A 1,606-nucleotide genomic window follows, 5' to 3' on the forward strand; every position below is an offset into this window, starting at 1 on the left:
CAGGGGAAACGCATCTAATTTAATTTGACAAAATGCAACTTATATGAATACCGAAAAAGGTGATATTAACAAGGTAATATAAAGTTGGTAGATGTATACAAAGAAAATTGAATGGTAAATTCGTTTCCAGAAGAATTAATAAAATAGGGTGAAGTGGTATTGTTAATTAAAACAAATAGAGAAGAGCGGGAAATGAAGCTACCACCAAAAATCACAATTGCAGATCACTTTAAAGATTTAGAAGATAAGAGAGTTGAACGGACAAAAAGGCATAAATTAATTGATATTGTGACCATCGCCATTTGTGCAGTAATATGTGGAGTAGATAGTTGGGTATTAATGGAGGCTTATGGAAAAAAGAAAGAAAAATGGCTAAAACAATTTTTAGAACTGCCAAATGGAATTCCATCCCATGATACATTTGCCAGAGTATTTGCAAGAATAGAACCACAACAATTTCAGAACTGTTTTTTGAGTTGGATAAAATCAATAAACAAAATTACAGAAGGGGAGGTCATAGCAATAGATGGTAAAACACTAAGGCATTCTTACGATAAAGGAAAAGAGAAAGGTGCTATTCATATCGTGAGTGCATGGGCAACTACTAATCGCCTAGTATTAGGACAATGTAAGGTAGAAGAAAAATCAAATGAAATAACAGCAATACCAGAATTAATTAAAGTATTAGAGATAGCCGGATGTTTAGTAACGATTGATGCGATGGGATGTCAAAAAGAGATTGTTAAATCAATTGTAGAGAAGTCAGGTGAATATATTATTGCACTAAAAAAGAATCAAGGTAATTTATATAAAAATGTAGAAGAAATCTTCAAAGAGGCTATAGCCAAAGGATTTGAGGGATTCAAACATAGTAAATTTCACACAAAAGAAGATGAACATGGAAGAGAAGAAATACGTCATTATCTGATGTTATCAGATATAAAAGAAAGGATAGATCCAGAGAATAAATGGGTAAATCTCCAAAGCATAGGAATGGTAGAATATATACGAAAAGTCAATGGAGAAACCAAGGTTGAAACCCGTTATTATATTAGTAGTTTGACAGGTAATGCGAAATTACTAGGACAATCAGTCCGTAGTCATTGGGGTATAGAGAACTCATTGCATTGGGTTTTAGATGTAGCTCTTAGAGAAGATGATTGTCGGATAAGAAAGGATAATGCACCACAAAACTTTGCAGTTCTTCGTCATATAGCAGTTAATCTTTTAGGAAAAGAAAAAAGCCAAAAACTAGGAATTAAAAGTAAGCAGTTTTGTGCAGGATGGGATGATGAATATTTAGAAAAAATTTTAGAATGTATCTGATAAAAATCAGAAAATATAGACAATCATAAATATAAACAATTTATTTTTCTGTTGATTATGCAATAGAATCTAGCTTTTTGATGTCCAAAAATATAGATATTAATATATATAAGTAAACTAAATAAATGTATTATCACAAATAAATAATTACCCTCAATTTATTCAACTTTTAGGATATTAATAAAGGAATTAATCAGATTTTGAATGAAAGTAGATATTTTTTTCATCTTGATTCACTAATATGATATTTTGTCAAGATAATTTAGATGCGTTTCCCCTG

1 protein-coding gene is annotated in these 1,606 nt (G+C 30.6%); it reads left to right on the forward strand.

All coding sequences use genetic code 11. The features are described from left to right. Positions 1-192 precede the first annotated feature (192 nt). Positions 193-1,326, forward strand: coding sequence for an ISAs1 family transposase (locus tag FFR48_RS27770; RefSeq protein ID WP_137669564.1), 1,134 nt, complete (start codon positions 193-195; stop codon positions 1,324-1,326). The last annotated feature ends 280 nt before the right edge of the window (positions 1,327-1,606 follow it).

The sequence above is a fragment of the Sphaerospermopsis reniformis genome (genome assembly GCF_005402885.1).
GTDB lineage: Bacteria > Cyanobacteriota > Cyanobacteriia > Cyanobacteriales > Nostocaceae > Sphaerospermopsis > Sphaerospermopsis kisseleviana.

What these genes read in the sequence shown, in the direction of transcription:
- FFR48_RS27770 (WP_137669564.1), top strand. Translation starts at nt 193, where the DNA reads ATGAAGCTACCACCAAAAATCACAATTGCAGATCACTTTAAAGATTTA.